We start from the raw sequence: 13,570 nt of genomic DNA, 5'->3' as shown, positions 1-13,570 counted from the left end.
CCGCGGCGCGGTCGCCTGCTCGGCGCCGTTGCCGCCGCTGCCGTTGCTGCTGCCGAGGGCCTCCCGGAGCCGCCGGGCCACGGGGGCCTCGACGGTCGAGGAGGCGGACTTCACGAACTCGCCCTGCTCCTTGAGCTTGGCGAGCACGGTCTTGCTGTCGACGCCGAACTCCTTGGCGAGTTCGTGGACGCGGGCTTTGCCTGGCACGGGTCTCCTCTTGTGAGGCCGGCGGCTCGCCCGCGCGACCTCGTCGTCAGTGCTGCATGGTCTGGCTTGTCATCTGTCGTGTCCCAGTGGGGACTTCACGGCTTGCTCATCCGACGACGTCCTGCTCTCGACGTGCGGACCCGCCGGGTGCGGGTCCGTCTGTGTTGGTGCGGTTGTCGTTCGTGTGCTGTCGCCCGCCCGGGCCGCTCCCCGCCGGCACCGTGGACGGCGTGCCGAGGACGTGGTCCCGGAGCAGACCGGCCTCCACGGGGGAGCCGCCGCCTCCGGGGAGGCGCAGCGCCCGGGGGAAGGCCCGGCGTCGCTCCGCTGCGTGCAGGCACTCCGGGGTGGGGTGCAGGGACGCCCCCCGGCCGGGGAGCCTCCGTCGCGGGTCGGGGACCAGCACCCCGTCCCGCGCGACGACGCGCAGCAGATCGGTGACCGGAGCGCGCTCCCGGCAGCCCACACACGTGCGCACCGGGATCGACGTTTCGGCCACCATGGACTCTAGCGCGCCGAGGGCCCCCGGTGTTCCGGGCTCCGGCTCCCGGCCACCCAGCCGGGGCGGCCGGCCGCACCGGGGGCACCCGGGCGGCCCCCGGGGGCGCCGCGGCCGGCGGGCGCACCGGACCGCAGCGGTGCGCGGCCCACGCCGGGCGAGGGGGTGGCGTCGTCGGGCTGGGCGTCGCTGCGGATGTCGATCCGACAGCCGGTCAGCCGCGCGGCCAGGCGGGCGTTCTGGCCCTCCTTGCCGATGGCCAGCGACAGCTGGAAGTCCGGGACGACGACCCGCACCGCCTTGGCCTGCGGGTCCACCACCCGCGCGCTGCTCACCCGCGCCGGGCTCAGGGCCGAGGCGACGAAGGTGGCCGGGTCGTCCGACCAGTCGACGATGTCGATCTTCTCGCCGTGCAGCTCGCTCATGACGTTGCGCACCCGCTGCCCCATCGGGCCGATGCAGGCGCCCTTGGCGTTGAGCCCGGGCACGGAGGTGCGGACGGCGATCTTCGAGCGGTGCCCGGCCTCGCGGGCGACCGCGACGATCTCCACGCTGCCGTCGGCGATCTCGGGGACCTCGAGGGCGAACAGCTTGCGCACCAGGTTGGGGTGGGTCCGGGACACGGTGACCTGCGGGCCGCGCAGGCCCCGGGCGACCGACACCACGTAGGCCTTGAGCCGGCTGCCGTGCGGGTAGCTCTCCCCCGGTACCTGCTCGGCGGCCGGCAGCACCGCCTCCACCTTGCCGATGTCGACGAGCACCGTGCCGCTGGCGTTGCGCCGCTGGTCGGCCTGCACGATGCCGCTGACGATGTCGCCCTCCTTGCCGGCGTACTCGCCGAAGGTCTGCTCGTGCTCGGCGTCGCGCAGCCGCTGGACGATGACCTGCTTGGCGGTGCTGGCCGCGATGCGGCCGAAGTCGGAGGGGGTGTCGTCCCACTCGCGGAGGACCTCGCCGTCCGGCCCGAGCTCCTGGGCCAGCACGGCGACCTCGCCGGTCTTGCGGTCGACGTGCACGCGGACGTGCCGGCTGGCGCCGTCGGCGTGCCGGTAGGCGGTCACGAGCGCCGTCTCGAGCGCCTCGATGACCGTGTCGGTGGGGATGCCCTTCTCCCGCTCGACCGCCTTGAGAGCGGTCACGTCGATGTTCACTGTCCTCCTCCGTCGTCGTCGTCCGCGGGCTCCGGGCGGGCCTCGTCCGGGTCGCTGCCGGGGTCGTCATCCGGCTCGTGCCGGCCGAACTCCACCTGCACGCGGCCGGTGCCCAGCTCGTGCCACGGCACCTGCCGCCGGGTGGGCGGCCGCTTCCTCGCGCCGGGCCTGCCCTTCGCCTCGACGGCGAGGGTCACCCCGTCGCCGTCGGCCGCCAGGACGCGGGCGGTGACCTGCTCCGCCGACCCGGTGGGGCCCACGGCGACGGTGACCAGGCGGCCGGTGTTGCGCTGCCAGTGCCGCGGGTCGGTGAGCGGGCGGTCCACCCCGGGGCTGGTGACCTCCAGGACGTAGGGGGCGCTGCCGAACTCGCCGTCGAGGTCGTCGAGCGCCGCGGACACCGCGCGGCTGACCTCGGCGACGTCGTCGAGGGTCACGCCGGTGTCGCGGTCGACCACCACGCGGACGACGCTGCGCCGGCCGGCCGGGGTGACGACCAGCTCCTCCAGGTCGTACCCGGCGGCCTCGACGACCGGCGCGACCAGCCCGGCCATCCGGGTGGCGGCGGGGTCGGTGCGGGGGGCGGCGCCCACGGCTCCCTCCCTCTCCTGGCTCGGTCGGTGGCACGCGTGCGGCAGTCCGGTGCCCCGCGCGGGGCCTGGTCCGCGGGCGGCGGCAGGCCGTCGGCCCGGTCCCGGGCAGAGGGTCAGGCTACCGCTCCCCCGCCCGGCCCGAGACCGCGCGGCCCGGGGGACCCACCGCCGTGTGCTGCCCGCCGGGCACCGGCGCGGCTGCCAGGATGGGGCGGATGGCCCCCACCTCCGCACCCGTCCCCGCGGGCCCGTCGCGGCGCGCGTTCCTGGCGGCCTCGGCCGGGCTGGCGCTGCTCGCCGCCGGCTGCACCGCCGGGTCGCCCGGCGCCCCGGCGGTCAGCACGGAGGAGGCCGACCGGCTGGCCGGGCAGGTGGCCGTGCAGGAGGCGGTGGTCGCCGCCTACGCCGCGGCGACGACCGCCGACCCGGCACTGGCGCTGAGCGACCTGGCCGCGCAGGCGGCCGGGCAGCTGGACCGGCTGCGGGCCGCCGCGCCGTCCGCGACGTCGGCGCCGGCTCCGTCCGCCGCGTCCGTCCCGGTGCCGCCCGCTCCCCCGCCGGGGGCGGACGTGCGCGGCTGGCTGCGCGGCCAGCTGGCCGGCGCGGCCGCCGCCCACGCGCAGGCCTGCACCGGGCAGTCCGGCGCCCGGGCCGCACTGCTGGGGTCGGTCGCGGCGTCGCTGCGCGGGCACGAGGCGGCACTGGCGTGAGGGGGGTGCGGGGGCGTGGCTGACGACGTGGCTGACGACGGCGTCCGGGACGAGGGCACGGAGACCGCGGCGCTGCGCGCGGTGGTGGCCGCCGAGCACGCCGCCGTGTGGGGGTACGGCACGGTGGGCGCGGCCCTGCCCGAGGACGCGCGCGGCCCGGCCGCGGCCGCCGACACCGCCCACCGCGACGTGCGCGACCGGCTGGTCGCGCTGCTGGCCGAGCGGGGCGCCGACCCGGTGCCCCGGGAGCCCGGCTACGCCCTGCCCTTCCCCGTGCTGTCCGCCGTGGACGCCGCGACGCTGGCCGTCGTCCTGGAGGAGGGGGTGTCCGCGGCCTGGGTGCGGCTGCTCGACCAGTCCGTGCAGCCCCCGGTGCGCGAGCTGGCGGTCGCCGAGCTGGGCGCCGCGGAGGTGCGTGCCGTCGGGTGGCGCTCCGCCGCCGGCCGCACACCGGTCACCGACCCCCTGCCGGGCCTCCCGGGGTAGGAGGGCCCTGGTACGGGGCCGGCGCGGCGGAGCAGGCTGCAGGCACCAGTGCCGCACGGGAGGACCCGTCATGAGCGCGACCGCCGCACCCCACCCGCCACAGCTCACCCTGCCGGGCCAGGCGCACACGGCCGAGGGCCCGCTGGACATGAGCGGGATGTACCTCATGCACCACGCCTTCCGCCGGGACCTGGTCCGGCTCGCGGCGGCCGTCCGCGCCACCCCGCTGGACGACGGGGAGGTGTGGCGGGCGCTCGCCGACCGGTGGCAGCGCTTCGCCATGGTGCTGCACCACCACCACAGCACCGAGGACGACGACATCTGGCCGCTGCTGCTGGCCCACGCCGACGTGTCCGGGGACGCGCGGGCGCGCCGGACCCTCGACGAGATGGCCGCCGAGCACGGCACGCTCGACCCCCAGCTGGACGCCTGCAGTGCGGACCTCGCGGCGATGACGCGGGCACCGGACGCCGACGTCCGGGCCCGGCTCGCCGAGCGGCTGGCGACGCTGCGCGACGGGCTGCACACCCACCTCGCGCACGAGGAGTCCGCCGCCCTGCCCCTGGCGCAGCAGCACCTGTCCCCCGCGGAGTGGAGGACCGCCGAGGACGCCGCGAAGAGGGCCTACCGGCCACGGGAGCTGGGCTTCCTCATCCCCTGGGCCGCCGAGGGCCTGGACGCGGCGGCGCGGGACCGGGCCTTCGCCGGAGCCGGGCTGCTCTTCCGGGTGCTCTACCGGCTCACCCGGGGACGCTTCCGTCGAGCCGAGCGGACCGTCTTCCGCTACGCCTGAGGCAGCCCGCCGAGGAAGACGTCGGTCACGTCGACGGCCACGCTGCTGGACTGGCCGCTCTCGACCAGGACGGCGAACGCGAGGTCGCCCTGCGGCCCGCCCAGCTGGTAGCCGGTGAACCAGCCGTGGGCGTCCGGCGGGGTCTTGCTGCCGTACTCGGCGGTGCCGGTCTTGCCGTACACCTCGCCGCGGTCGGCCAGCGCGCCCGCCGTCCCGGACAGCACCACCTCGCGCATCATCGGCCGCAGCGCGTCGAGGACCGCGGCGTCCGGGCCGGCCGGCGTCGGCCCCGCGGGCTCGGCGCCGACCACCTCGACCGGCACGGCGGGGGTCCCGCCGGCCACGCCGGCGGACACGAGGGCCAGCTGCACCGGGCTCACGAGCACCTGGCCCTGGCCGATGGCGTTGGCCGCCTTGGTCGTCCCGGTGCTGTCGGCCGGCACCTCGCCGCTGAAGACGTCCACCGGCAGCTGCCAGTCCGTCCCGACGCCGTAGGACGCCGCGGCAGCCGCCAGCGCGTCGTCGGGCAGCGCCAGGCCCTGCTGCATGAAGGTCGTGTTGCACGACTGCGCGAAGGCCTCGGTGAACGGCACCGTGCCCAGGTCGAACCGGTCGGCGTTCTGGAACTCCCGGCCCTCGACGACGAGGGTGCCCGGGCAGGCCACCGGCGTCTGCGCGGTCAGCGTCCCGGTCTCCAGCAGGGCGGTCGCGCTGACCACCTTCATGCTCGAGCCGGGCGGGTACTGCCCGGTGAACGCGTTGCCCGCGGCGGCGGCCTCGTTGGAGGAGACCGCCAGGATCTCGCCGGTGCCCGGCCGGACGACGACCAGGTGGGTGGGCAGCTGCTGGGTGGCGACCGCGGCGTCCGCGGCGGTCTGCACCGCGCGCACCAGCGGGGTGCGCACCGGCCGGCCGGGCACCGGCTCGAGCGCGTCCACCTCCCGCCCGGCGTCCCCGACCGACCCGTCGGCGGCGACCACCCGCACGGCGAACCCGGGGGTGCCGGTCAGCTGCTCCTGCAGCGCGCGCTGCAGGCCGGACAGCCCGAGCTGGTCGCCGGCGGCGTAGCGGGGCGCGCCGTCCTCGGCGGACTCCTCCAGCACCTCGGCGGTCGCGGGGCCCACCCGGCCGAGCAGGGCGGAGGCGAAGCGGGCGCTGGGGGCCAGCAGCCGGGTGTCGGTGGGGAAGACCGCGCCCGGCAGGTCGAACACCTGCGCGCGGATGGCCTCGAAGTCCGGCCGGCGCAGCGTGATGACCGGGACGAACCGGCCCTCCGGGGCGGCCTCGACGTCGGCGACGACCTCCTCGGCGGCGACGCCGGTGGCCGCCGCCAGCGCCGCGGCCAGCGCGGGCAGGTCGGTGACCTGGGCCGGGTCGACGCCGACGGTGACGACCTCGGTGGGGGTGAACAGCGGCTGGCCGCCGGCGTCGGTGATCGGCGCGCGCTCGGGGAGGGACCGTTCCAGCTGCAGGCGCTGCCCGTCCCCCAGCTCCGGGTGCACCAGGGTGGGCTCGGCGACGACGTCCCAGCCGTCGTCGGCCTCCTGCAGCCGCAGGGTGGCCGGGTAGCTCCAGGCGGGGGCGGCGGCGAGGTCCCAGGTGGCGGTCCAGCCAACGGTGGCGGTGCCGTCGTCGACGGCGACCTGGCCGACGTCGGCGGCGAGGACGGCCCCGGGCAGGTCGGCGGCGGTCTGCTCGAGCAGCGCGCTCGCCGCGTCGGGGTCGGTGGTGGCACCGGCGGCGGCCGCGGTGTCGCCGGCGGACCAGGCGCCGAGGAAGGCGCGGGCCGCGGCCCGGACGTCGTCCTCCGCGTTGCCCGAGCAGGCGGCCAGCACCGGCACGGCCAGCAGCGCGAGCGTGGACCCCAGGACCGTCCCCCGACGTGTGCGCACGGGCAGACAGCGTTCCAGACCCGCGGTCGCGGTCGCAGGCGGCAGGCGGGTGACGGGCTGCAACGGCCCTCCTGCAGGGACCCGGCCCGAGCTGGTGAGGTGCCGGAACGGCCTCCCCGCAGGGGCCCGCGGCGAGCGTGCGAGCGGTGGGGGCGGGGAGGTCCTCCTTCAGAACAGGACGCTGGAGAAGAGCCCGACCTCGCGGAAGCCGACCCGCGCGTAGGCGGCGCGGGCGGCGGCGTTGAAGTCGTTGACGTAGAGGCTGACGACCGGCGCGATGGCGGTGCGGGCGTACTCGACGACGGCGGCGGTGCCGGCGGTGCCGATGCCGCGGCCGCGGTGGGCGGGGGCGACCCAGACGCCCTGCACCTGGCAGGCGCTGCGCGACACCGCGCCGATCTCGGCCTTGAACAGCACCTCGCCGCCCTCGATCCAGGCCAGCGACTGCCCGGCGCGCACCAGGTCGGCCACCCGCGCGCGGTAGCCGGCGCCGCCGTCCACCCGCAGCGGGCTGACGCCGACCTCCTCGGTGAACATCGCCACCGCCGCGGGCAGCAGCACGTCGATCTCGGCCGGGCGCACCGGGCGCACCCGCGGCTCGGGGGCGAGGGCCGGCGGCCCGTCGATGGCCAGCAGCGGCTGGCGGGGCCGGTGGTCGCGGGCCGGGCCCCACGCCGGTGACAGCAGCTCCCACAGCGGCTCCACCGACGCGGCGGGACCGACGATGGTCGAGCAGCGCCGGCCGGAGCGCAGCGCGCGGTCGGCGAACGCGGCTGCCGCGGCGCGCTCGGCCCCCGGCAGGGCGAAGGGGATCAGGTTGGCCCCGGCCAGGCACACGGCGTCCAGGGCGCGCCCGCGGCCCAGGCCCCACAGCGGGGCGCCGAGCGCCGCCGGCGCGGTGCCGGCGGCCTCCACCCGGCCGGCGACGACGCAGGCGGCCACCGGGTCGGTGGCGAACAGGGCGCGGACGGCGGGTTCGTCGGTCTCGTCGAGGACCCGCGCGGTCGGGGTGCGGAGCACCGGGAGGGTCAGCCGACGCTGACGACGGGCGGGCCGGACGGCGTCCCGCCGTCGACCTGCTCGGCCGCAGGCATCTCGGCGGCCAGGCGCATGGCCTCCTCGATGAGGGTCTCGACGATCTTGGACTCGGGCACGGTCTTGATGACCTCGCCCTTGACGAAGATCTGGCCCTTGCCGTTGCCCGAGGCCACGCCCAGGTCGGCCTCGCGGGCCTCCCCGGGGCCGTTGACGACGCAGCCCATGACGGCCACCCGCAGCGGGACCTCCATGCCCTCCAGCCCGGCGGTGACCTCGTCCGCGAGGGTGTAGACGTCGACCTGCGCCCGGCCGCACGAGGGGCAGCTGACGATCTCCAGGCCGCGCTGGCGCAGGTTCAGCGACTCCAGGATCTGGTTGCCGACCTTGACCTCCTCGGCCGGCGGGGCCGACAGCGAGACGCGGATCGTGTCGCCGATGCCCTGGCTCAGCAGCGCGCCGAAGGCGACCGCGGACTTGATGGTGCCCTGGAAGGCGGGGCCGGCCTCGGTGACGCCGAGGTGCAGCGGGTAGTCGCACTGCGCGGCGAGCAGCTCGTAGGCGCGGACCATGACCACCGGGTCGTTGTGCTTGACCGAGATCTTGAGGTCGCGGAAGTCGTGCTCCTCGAACAGCGAGCACTCCCACAGCGCGGACTCCACCAGCGCCTCCGGGGTGGCCTTGCCGTACTTGGCGAGCAGCCGCTTGTCCAGCGAGCCGGCGTTGACGCCGATCCGGATCGGGGTGCCGGCCGCCTTGGCCGCCTCGGCGATCTCGCCGACCTTGTCGTCGAACTTCTTGATGTTGCCCGGGTTCACGCGGACGGCGGCGCAGCCGGCGTCGATCGCGGCGAACACGTACCGCGGCTGGAAGTGGATGTCGGCGATGACCGGGATCTGCGACTTGCGCGCGATGATCGGCAGGGCCTCGGCGTCGTCGGTGTCGGGGACGGCGACCCGCACGATCTGGCAGCCGGAGGCGGTGAGCTCGGCGATCTGCTGCAGCGTGGCGTTGATGTCGGCGGTCTTCGTCGTCGTCATCGACTGCACGCTGACCGGGTGGTCGCTGCCGACGCCGACGGAGCCCACCATGAGCTGGCGGGTCTTGCGCCGGGGCGCGAGCACGGGCGGGGGCAGCGCGGGCATGCCGAGACCGACGGAGGTCGTCATGGTCCCGAGTATCCCCGTACCGGCCCGGTCGGTGCCGCGGCCTACTGCAGTGTGATCGGGTTGACGATGTCGGCGATGAGCAGCAGGCCGGAGAGCACCACGAACAGCCCGGCGACGACGTAGGCCACCGGCATCAGCCGGGCGATGTCGAACGGGCCGGGGTCGGGGCGGCCGCGCAGCCGGGCGACCACCGACCGCGCCTTCTCGTACAGCGCCCCGGCGACGTGCCCGCCGTCCAGCGGGTAGATCGGCAGCAGGTTGAACAGGAACAGCACCAGGTTGATGCTGGCCAGCAGCTGGACGAACGTGCTGACCTTCTGCAGCGTGGTCAGCTCCGGGATGGCGAACACCTCCCCGGAGATGCGGCCCACGCCGACGACGCCGATCGGGCCGTTGGGGTCGCGCTCCTCCCCGAGGAACGCCGCGCGGAACAGCTGCGGGATGCGCTCGGGGATCTCGACCAGGCGCTCCACCGCGTTGGTCACGACCATGGCGAAGTAGCCGGGGACGGCGGCGACGTCCTGCCGGGCCACCGTGTCGTCCGGCGCGATGCCGAGGTAGCCGGCGGTCGTCGTCCCCTCGGAGGGGTCGGTCGGGTCGGCGTAGACGGTGTTGGGGATCGGCGTCACGGTCACCAGCCGCTGCTCGCCGTCCCGCTCGACGGTGAGGCCCAGCGGCTGCCCGGGGCTGGTGCGGATCGCCTCCTGCACCACCGTCCAGCTGTCGTACGCGGTGGGCTCCAGGCGCTGCCCGGCGACGGCGGCGATCGTGTCCCCGGGGCGCAGCCCGGCGGCCGCGGCGGGGCTCTGCTGGGGCAGCGCGCAGCCCGGCGTCCCCGCCTCGCAGGTCTGACCGGCCGGCGTGATCGGCACCGAGCAGGCGTCCTCCCGCCCGGCGGTCACCGCACCGGCGGGCAGCACGCACTCCGGGACGGCGCGCACCGTCGTCGTCAGCACGCCGGTGCCGACGACGGTCAGCAGCACGGTGAACAGCAGCACCGCCAGGACCAGGTTGTGCACCGGGCCGGCGGACATGACGACCACCCGCTGCCACCACGGCTTGGCCCAGAACACCCGGCCCTCGTCGCCGGGGCGGACGTCGTTGAGTGCCGCACCGCGCACCTCGGCGATGAACGAGCGCATGCGGGTGGCCCGCGCGCTCTCGTCCTCCTCGGCCGGCGGGATCATCCCGACGATGCGGATGTAGCCGCCGAGCGGGACGGCCTTGACGCCGTACTCGGTCTCCCCGCGGGTGCGCGACCACAGGGTCGGGCCGAAGCCGACCATGAACTGCGGCACCCGCATGCCGAACTTCCGCGCCCAGAAGAAGTGCCCGTACTCGTGGAAGGCGATGGAGAACAGCAGCCCGGCCGCGAAGGCGGCGATCCCGAGGACGGTCAGCAGGATCCCGCTCAGCTCAGCCTCCGGCGATGACACCCCGGGCGTGCTCCCGGGCCCACTCCTCCGCCGCCAGGACGTCGTCGACGGAGGTGGGGGCGCCGAGGTCCGGCGCGTCGTCGAGGGTACGCGCGACGGTGTCGACGATGCCCCGGAACGGCAGCCGACCCGCCACGAACGCCGCCACGGCCTCCTCGTTGGCCGCGTTGTAGACCGCCGGCGCGACACCGGCGGCCGCGCCGGCGGCCCGGGCCAGCCGGACGGCCGGGAACGCCCCGTCGTCCAGCGGGGCGAACTCCCAGGTGCTGGCCGCCGACCAGTCCAGCGCCGGCTGCACGTGCGGCAGGCGGTCGGGCCAGGCCAGGGCCAGCGCGATGGGCAGCCGCATGTCCGGCGGGCTGGCCTGGGCGATGGTGGCGCCGTCGGCGAAGGTGACCATCGAGTGCACGACCGACTGCGGGTGCACCACCACGTCGATGTCGGCGAGGGGGACGGCGAACAGCAGGTGGGCCTCGATCAGCTCCAGGCCCTTGTTGACCAGGGTGGCGGAGTTGATCGTCACCACCGGGCCCATGTCCCAGGTCGGGTGCGCCAGGGCCTGCTCCACGGTGACGCCGTCCAGCTCGGCGGCGGTGCGGCCGCGGAACGGCCCGCCGCTGGCGGTGAGCACCAGCCGGGCGACCTCGCTGCGCTCCCCGCCGCGCAGGCACTGCGCCAGGGCCGAGTGCTCGGAGTCGACCGGCACCAGCTGCCCCGGCGCGGCGGCGGCGGTGACCAGCTCCCCGCCGGCCACCAGCGACTCCTTGTTGGCCAGCGCGACGGTGCGCCCGGCGTGCAGCGCGGCCAGCGTGGGACGCAGCCCGATCGACCCGGTGATGCCGTTGAGGACGACGTCGGCCGGCCGGGCGGCCAGCTCCTCGGCCGCCCGCGGGCCGGCCAGGATCTCCGGCAGCGCGTACTCGCCCCGCGACCAGCCGCGCCGGGACGCCTCCGCGTAGAACGCCAGCTGCAGGTCCTGGGCCGCGGTGGCCCGCGCCACCGCCACGGTGCGGACGCCGAGGGACAGCGCCTGGTCGGCGAGCAGGCCGACGTCCCCGCCGCCCGCGGCCAGGGCGGTGACCCGCAGCCGGTCGGGGAACTGCCGGGCCACCGCGATCGCCTGCCGGCCGATCGACCCGGTGGAGCCCAGAACCGTCACCTCGCGCACGCCGCCCACGGCCGCATCCTCCCCGACGCGCCCTCCTCCCTCGGCGGGTGCCGCCCATCGGGGGCTGGCAGGATGGGGGCGTGAGCGAGCAGACCCACCGCGAGCGCAACAGCCTGCACGACCCCGCGACCGACCGGGTCAACCAGCCCGGGCGCGAGGAGGGCATCGTGCGGGCCGACGCGCACCCGGTCGAGCACGAGCGGCCGGAGGACTGGGGCTGGCACGGGGAGACCGGCCGGTGGGGGCGCGTCGGGGCGGTCGTGGCGACGCTGTTCATGCTCGCCTACCTCGTCGGCAACCACGAGGGGCGCGTCGAGGACCTGTGGGTCGTCGGCATCGCCGCCGGCATGGTCCTCATCCTGGTCATGGACTGGCGGCGGCGGCGCAACGCCTGGCGCGCCAAGTAGGCCCCGTCCAGGGCACCGCCCCGAGCCTGCGAGGGGTGGGGAGGACGGGGTCCTTCCGGGGGTCCTCCCGGCGGTCCTCCCTCAGGCGACGGTGACGCCGATGGCCAGCCCGACGGCGTAGGTGGCGCCGGCCGCCACGGCGCCGAACAGCAGCTGGCGGGCCGCGGCGTACCACCACGGCCGCGGGGTGGCGCGCGAGGACAGCGCACCGGCGACCGCCAGGCCCAGCCCGCCGCAGAGCAGCGCCACCCACAGCAGCGACAGGCCGAGCAGGTAGGGCAGCAGCGGGACCGCCGCACCGACGGCGAAGGTGACGAACGACGACGTCCCCGCCGTCCACGGCGAGGGCTTGTCCGCCGGGTCGAGCCCGATCTCGGCGACGACGTGCAGCCGCAACGCGGTGTCCGGGTCGCGGTGCAGCTGGACGGCGACCCGCTGGGCCAGGTCCTCGTCGACGCCGCGGGCCCGCATGACCTGCACCAGCTCGGCCAGTTCACCGCCCGGGTTGCGCTGCAGCTCGCGGCGCTCCTTCTCCACCTCGAGGTCGAGCTGCTCGTTCTGGGTGCGCACCGAGGTGTACTCCCCGAGCGCCATGGAGATCGCGCCGGCCACCAGGCTGGCCACCCCGGCGAGCACGATCGTGCGGGGCGGTGCCCCGCCGCCACCGACGCCGGCGACCAGCGCGGTGTTGGTCACCAGGCCGTCCATGGCGCCGAAGACCGCCGCACGCAGCCGGCCGCCGGACACGTCGGCGTGGGCGTGCTCGTGCGCCTCGGCCGGCGGGGCGTCGGCGCTCACTGGTCGGCCTCGGCGCCCATCTCCACCGGTGGCTCCAGGGACGGCTGGGGCAGCGCGACCGCCGGCACGCCCTCCACCCGGTCGGCCGCGGCCAGCTGCCCGCAGGCGCCGTCGATGTCCTGCCCGCGGGTGTCGCGGACCGTCGTCGGCACGCCGTGCGCGCGGAGCCGGGTGACGAACTCGCGCTGCGCGGGCAGCGGGCTGGCGTCCCACCGGCTGCCCGGGGTGGGGTTGAGCGGGATGAGGTTGACGTGCGCGCGCCGGCCGGCCAGCAGCCGGCCGAGGGCGTCGGCGCGGTCCGGCTGGTCGTTGACGTCGCGGATCAGCGCGTACTCCACCGAGTAGCGGCGGCCGGTGCGCTCGGCGTAGGCGTCCGCGGCGGCGACCACCTCGGCCACCTTCCAGCGGGTGTTGACCGGCACGAGGGTGTCGCGCAGCTCGTCGTCCGGCGCGTGCAGGCTGACCGCCAGGGTGACCGCGAGGCCCTCCTCGGTGAGCCGCCGGATGGCCGGCACGACGCCGACGGTGGAGACGGTGACCGAGCGCTGGGACAGGCCGAGCCCGTGCGGGGCGGGGGTCACCAGCGCGTCGAGGGTCCGGCGGACCCGCGCGTAGTTGGCCAGCGGCTCGCCCATGCCCATGAACACCACGTTGGACAGCCGGCCGGGCCCGCCGGTGACCGCACCGCTGGCCATCGCCGCGGCGGCCGCGACCGCCTGGCCGGTGATCTCGGCGGCCGACAGGTTGCGGGTCAGCCCGTTCTGGCCGGTGGCGCAGAAGGGGCAGGCCATGCCGCAGCCGGCCTGGCTGGAGATGCAGACGGTGGCCCGGTCGGGGTAGCGCATCAGCACGCTCTCGACCAGCGCGCCGTCGTGCAACCGCCACAGCGTCTTGCGGGTGCGGCCGCCGTCGGCGGAGAGGGTGCGCACCGGGGTGAGCAGCCCGGGCAGCAGGGCGGCGGCCAGGTCCTCGCGCACGGCGGCCGGCAGGTCGGTCATCTGTGCCGGGTCGGTGACGCCCCGGTAGAAGTGCCGGGCGAGCTGGTCGGCCCGGAAGGCGGGCTGGCCGAGCTCGGCGACCGCGGCGCGGGCCTCCTCGCGGGTGAGGTCGGCCAGGTGGCGCGGCGGCCGGCCCCGGCGGGGGGCGTCGAAGACCAGGGGGAGGGCAGTCATGGCGCCGTCCATGGTCCCACCCCGCACCGGCCCGTGGGCCCGGCCGCGGGTGAG

At 76.5% G+C, this 13,570-nt stretch carries 14 protein-coding genes and 1 pseudogene; 4 read left to right on the top strand and 11 right to left on the bottom strand.

The annotated features are described in order from the left end of the window. Nucleotides 1-63 precede the first annotated feature (63 nt). The 4 genes and pseudogenes from CHB98_RS22625 to rimP form a co-directional block, all read right to left on the bottom strand. Nucleotides 64-207, bottom strand: a pseudogene (locus tag CHB98_RS22625) (translation initiation factor IF-2 N-terminal domain-containing protein); the annotation flags it as partial. A 106-nt stretch (nt 208-313) separates the two neighbouring features. Continuing rightward, nucleotides 314-709: a YlxR family protein gene (locus CHB98_RS03460; protein WP_089304153.1), complete on the bottom strand. Its 396-nt coding sequence runs from the start codon at nt 707-709 to the stop codon at nt 314-316. Between the two features lie 5 nt (nt 710-714). Continuing rightward, a complete protein-coding gene (gene nusA, locus CHB98_RS03455) occupies nt 715-1,845 on the bottom strand; it encodes a transcription termination factor NusA (RefSeq protein WP_245820895.1) in 1,131 nt (376 codons plus the stop codon). An 8-nt stretch (nt 1,846-1,853) separates the two neighbouring features. Then, nucleotides 1,854-2,450 (bottom strand): ribosome maturation factor RimP, encoded by a 597-nt coding sequence (rimP, locus tag CHB98_RS03450; RefSeq protein WP_089304151.1) that lies wholly within the window; start codon nt 2,448-2,450, stop codon nt 1,854-1,856. A 215-nt stretch (nt 2,451-2,665) separates the two neighbouring features. On the opposite strand from rimP, the gene CHB98_RS03445 reads away from it, so the two are divergent. From CHB98_RS03445 to CHB98_RS03435, 3 genes are all read left to right on the top strand, one after another. Next, nucleotides 2,666-3,160 (top strand): hypothetical protein, encoded by a 495-nt coding sequence (locus tag CHB98_RS03445; protein ID WP_089304150.1) that lies wholly within the window; start codon nt 2,666-2,668, stop codon nt 3,158-3,160. A gap of 15 nt (nt 3,161-3,175) precedes the next feature. Next, nucleotides 3,176-3,646, top strand: coding sequence for a ferritin-like domain-containing protein (locus CHB98_RS03440; protein WP_245820894.1), 471 nt, complete (start codon nt 3,176-3,178; stop codon nt 3,644-3,646). Between the two features lie 70 nt (nt 3,647-3,716). Further along, complete coding sequence (locus tag CHB98_RS03435; RefSeq protein ID WP_089304149.1) at nt 3,717-4,439, top strand: hemerythrin domain-containing protein; 723 nt, start codon at nt 3,717-3,719, stop codon at nt 4,437-4,439. Here CHB98_RS03435 and CHB98_RS03430 read toward each other — a convergent pair. The 5 genes from CHB98_RS03430 to dxr all read right to left on the bottom strand — a co-directional run bounded on the left by CHB98_RS03430 (nt 4,430) and on the right by dxr (nt 11,148). Continuing rightward, nucleotides 4,430-6,331, bottom strand: a complete 1,902-nt coding sequence (locus CHB98_RS03430) for a penicillin-binding transpeptidase domain-containing protein (protein WP_089304148.1) — start codon at nt 6,329-6,331, stop codon at nt 4,430-4,432. The two genes, CHB98_RS03435 and CHB98_RS03430, sit on opposite strands and share 10 nt — an antisense overlap. 168 nt (nt 6,332-6,499) lie before the next feature. After that, nucleotides 6,500-7,351, bottom strand: coding sequence for a GNAT family N-acetyltransferase (locus CHB98_RS03425; RefSeq protein WP_218822219.1), 852 nt, complete (start codon nt 7,349-7,351; stop codon nt 6,500-6,502). 8 nt (nt 7,352-7,359) lie between these two features. Then, nucleotides 7,360-8,535 carry a flavodoxin-dependent (E)-4-hydroxy-3-methylbut-2-enyl-diphosphate synthase gene (gene ispG, locus CHB98_RS03420; RefSeq protein ID WP_089304147.1) on the bottom strand — a complete coding sequence of 392 codons (1,176 nt, stop codon included), beginning with the start codon at nt 8,533-8,535 and terminating at the stop codon, nt 7,360-7,362. 41 nt (nt 8,536-8,576) lie between these two features. Further along, nucleotides 8,577-9,971, bottom strand: coding sequence for a M50 family metallopeptidase (locus CHB98_RS03415; RefSeq protein WP_245820893.1), 1,395 nt, complete (start codon nt 9,969-9,971; stop codon nt 8,577-8,579). After that, complete coding sequence (dxr, locus tag CHB98_RS03410) at nt 9,952-11,148, bottom strand: 1-deoxy-D-xylulose-5-phosphate reductoisomerase (RefSeq protein WP_089304146.1); 1,197 nt, start codon at nt 11,146-11,148, stop codon at nt 9,952-9,954. Before dxr ends, CHB98_RS03415 begins: the two co-directional genes overlap by 20 nt. Before the next feature lie 71 nt (nt 11,149-11,219). On the opposite strand from dxr, the gene CHB98_RS03405 reads away from it, so the two are divergent. Further along, complete coding sequence (locus CHB98_RS03405) at nt 11,220-11,546, top strand: DUF2631 domain-containing protein (protein ID WP_089304145.1); 327 nt, start codon at nt 11,220-11,222, stop codon at nt 11,544-11,546. A gap of 81 nt (nt 11,547-11,627) precedes the next feature. On the opposite strand, the gene CHB98_RS03400 is transcribed toward CHB98_RS03405, so the two are convergent. After that, on the bottom strand, nt 11,628-12,344 hold the full coding sequence (locus CHB98_RS03400) for a VIT1/CCC1 transporter family protein (protein ID WP_089304243.1): 717 nt from the start codon (nt 12,342-12,344) through the stop codon (nt 11,628-11,630). Then, nucleotides 12,341-13,516, bottom strand: coding sequence for a dual-specificity RNA methyltransferase RlmN (gene rlmN / locus CHB98_RS03395; RefSeq protein WP_089304242.1), 1,176 nt, complete (start codon nt 13,514-13,516; stop codon nt 12,341-12,343). Before rlmN ends, CHB98_RS03400 begins: the two co-directional genes overlap by 4 nt. Nucleotides 13,517-13,570 lie beyond the last annotated feature (54 nt).

Source organism: Geodermatophilus pulveris (assembly GCF_900188375.1).
In the GTDB taxonomy this organism is placed as follows: Bacteria; Actinomycetota; Actinomycetes; order Mycobacteriales; family Geodermatophilaceae; genus Geodermatophilus; species Geodermatophilus pulveris.
The sequence above is the reverse complement of the archived record's forward strand: the minus strand, read 5'-3'. Positions and strand labels throughout refer to the sequence as shown.